General features: G+C 51.7%; 2 protein-coding genes. Both read right to left on the minus strand.

Annotation, left to right across the window (positions count from 1 at the left end):
- Window positions 1–155 precede the first annotated feature (155 nt).
- Window positions 156–1,025: a decaprenyl-phosphate phosphoribosyltransferase gene (locus HWQ67_RS15350; RefSeq protein ID WP_218253563.1), complete on the minus strand. Its 870-nt coding sequence runs from the start codon at window positions 1,023–1,025 to the stop codon at window positions 156–158.
- Between the two features lie 43 nt (window positions 1,026–1,068).
- Window positions 1,069–2,571 carry an adenylate/guanylate cyclase domain-containing protein gene (locus HWQ67_RS15355; protein WP_218253564.1) on the minus strand — a complete coding sequence of 501 codons (1,503 nt, stop codon included), beginning with the start codon at window positions 2,569–2,571 and terminating at the stop codon, window positions 1,069–1,071.
- Between the last annotated feature and the right edge of the window lie 467 nt (window positions 2,572–3,038).

Below are 3,038 nucleotides of genomic sequence, written 5' to 3' on the forward strand. Positions count from 1 at the left end.
AAATAACCACTTCTCAACTTATTAACCAGCCCTTTACGGGGTCAAGGGGGCCGTGCTCCCTTGTGAGGGGGTCTGAGGGGGAGCAAAGCTCCCCATTCTTTTTTTTCTTCCGGTCAAATGCGATTGCCTGGGGGGGCAGCGCCTCATAGCTGTCTTTACACGAAGTAGTTGTACCTCAAAAGCGCCACTATTGCCAACCACAGCAGCACGGTAAGTCCGAGCCACTTGTCTGATGTCATGGCATCCGTGGGGTCGCCCTTGCCCTTATGGGCCAGGTGCAGGTAGCGGAACAGTCCAAAGGTTACAATGGGCACGGTGTAGACGAGGTTCCTGGACTGCTCAACCGTGTACAACGCATACGATATCAGGGATGCCGCGGAGGTGATCGCCAGGACGTCATGCAGGAGTTCGGGCGGGAAATCGTCCATGCTGCTACGGTGCTTCTTTGCCAGGGCGCTCAGGAGGGCGGCCTCGGAGATACGCTTGCCCGTTGCAAGCATCAGAGATACCATGAGCATCGACACCAGAAGCCATTCCGATACAACTATCCCAAAAGCCTCCCCACCGGCTATCACGCGGATGACAAAACCCATCGCCACAATAAACACATCCACAAGGGCAACCCCCTTCAGATACAGGCAGTACGCTATCTGAACAACTGCATAGACTATCACGCAGGACAAAAATCCCACGTTTATCCTGTATGCCAACATCAGCGCCACCCCCAGCAACACCCCCCACAGGATTAACGCCTCCCGTATGCCAACCAATCCAGCCGCAATGGGGCGCAGGGCCTTGTCCGGATGCAGGAGGTCCCTCTTTCTGTCTATGATGTCGTTGATGATATATGTGGCGCTGGCAGCCATAGAGAACGCAATAACGGACACTACGGCCATGCCAACCCTGTCAGGGCGAAACAATCCGGCACCAAAAAACGGCGCTGCAAGCACAAAGAGATTCTTTAACCAGTGCCGCGGACGTAGCAACCTGATGTAGTTTTTATAGCGCATTTCGATAGCGGGCAATGCCCCCCTTGGGTTTTCCCTGATTTGCCGGTTGCGGTGTAGTTCAACCGGTCTGCTGTGACTTCTTTAAACCGATCACCTTGTAGATGTCCATGTCTTTTTCACCTTTTGGGGTCTTTACTCTTCCGACGAAGGCGGAGTCGATCTTGTCTTTGCTCTGCTCATATGTCAGTTTGCCGATAAATATCCCGCCTGGCTGTGCCAACGCTTCAAGTCTTGCGGCAACGTTGACGGCCTCCCCTAGTACCGTGTACTCCATCCTGTGCGGGGAACCCATGTAGCCGGTAACCACCTCGCCGGTGTTTATACCGATCCGTATGTCAAACTGCAGCCTCTTGTCAAGGCCGGACCTAAAGACCTTGAGCTTATTCTGCATCTCAATGGCCGCAAGCACCGCATTGCAGGCATGATGCTTATACGGAAGCGGCGCCCCAAAAACGGCCATAACCGCATCCCCTACGTACTTGTCCAGCGTGCCTTCGTACCGGAAGACTATCGCCGTCATGATCTCAAAGTAGTCGTTTAGGAGTCTGGCTATTTCGTGCGGGTCAAGGCGCTCCGACATGGCGGTAAACCCCTTGATATCCGAAAACAGGATCGAGGCGTCGAGTTTTTCCGCATCAAAGGATATACGTCCCTTCTTTTTGCTGTCTTCAGTCACCTTTGTTACAACGCCGGGGGAAAGGAAGCGTTCCAGGTTACTCTTGATCACGGCCTCTTCACGTATCTTTTCGTACAGGGATATGCGCTCTATACCCGATGACACGTTGTTTGCAACAGAGGTGAGCAGGGTCAGGTCATTTTCACTGAACTGCTCAAACCGGCTGTCCTCAAGATATATGACGCCAATAGGGACATTGTTTCCTGTTATGGGCGCACAGATAATCGCCTTAACGTCGCGGGAGGCCGTCTGCGTTGAATAGTCGTCTCTGGAATCAGTGCTTACTGCCTGATTTGTATCCAACACCCTTTGCACAAGGCTACGGCTGTAAGTATTATCACCACCCCGGCAGGCACGACAACGCAAACCACCGTCACTGTCGGATATAAGCAGCAGGCACTTTTCCGCCTTTATGGTCAACAGCAGCATGTCCATTACATACTGATAGAACTCGTTGAGGTTGGTGACCTTTGTCAGTTTTTCGCTTATCTGGTGGATCACAAGGTAGTTGAGATCAACGGTCTTTGACAACTCAAGCTCCTCAAACACCTGGGTGTGTTGGGTAGGGTCCGACTCCCTGACCTGTTCGGTCTCAAACAAGATTGTGCTTAACCCAATGCTTATCACGTCACCGTCTTTGAGGTGTACCCGTTTGATCTCCTGGTCATTGACGTAGGTGTGGTTTTTGCTTCTGAGGTCTTCGATATAGTACTGGTTGTTTTTTCTGGATATCCGTGCATGGTGACGAGATACGGTCTTGTCATTAAGACCGATGTCGTTATGCGACGTACCGTCCGTGGAGAACTTCCCGATGGTCATAACATCCTTCAATATTGCTATGACCTCGTCCTCTTCTCCTTCTCTCTTGACTCTCAACAAAGGCATAATGAATATGCTAACATATCACGCAACAACTATGCTATACTGATCGGACTTGAGTTTTTTCGGGTATCAAAATTGCTTGCATACAAGAAAGAAAGGGGCGGTTTGTGGCAGGGGTGCCTCACCCCCTCCGCCCCCCTTCAGAACCCCCTGCAAGGGGAGGGGCGAGGCGCCCCGGCCACGAAGAAGTCCCCTTGACCCCATTATTTCACACTCAATTATCATGCCTGAAAAAAACTGTGTCATTTTAGTATATACTGATAATGAGCGGAAGTCAGGACAGCTTGACTTTTGCTTCTCTGATTGTACATAATCAGTGTTTTAATAAGGAGGTAAGTTTATGAAAAAAGAAAGTGTGTTAGTTACGGGAGGGGCTGGGTATTTGGGGTCAAGGGGACTTCTTCGTGGCCGGGGCGCCTCGCCCCTCCCCTTGCAGGGGGTTCTGAAGGGGGGCGGAGGGGGTGAGGCAC

The sequence above is a fragment of the Candidatus Magnetobacterium casense genome (assembly GCF_019173545.1).
Classification (GTDB): Bacteria; Nitrospirota; Thermodesulfovibrionia; order Thermodesulfovibrionales; family Magnetobacteriaceae; genus Magnetobacterium; species Magnetobacterium cryptolimnobacter.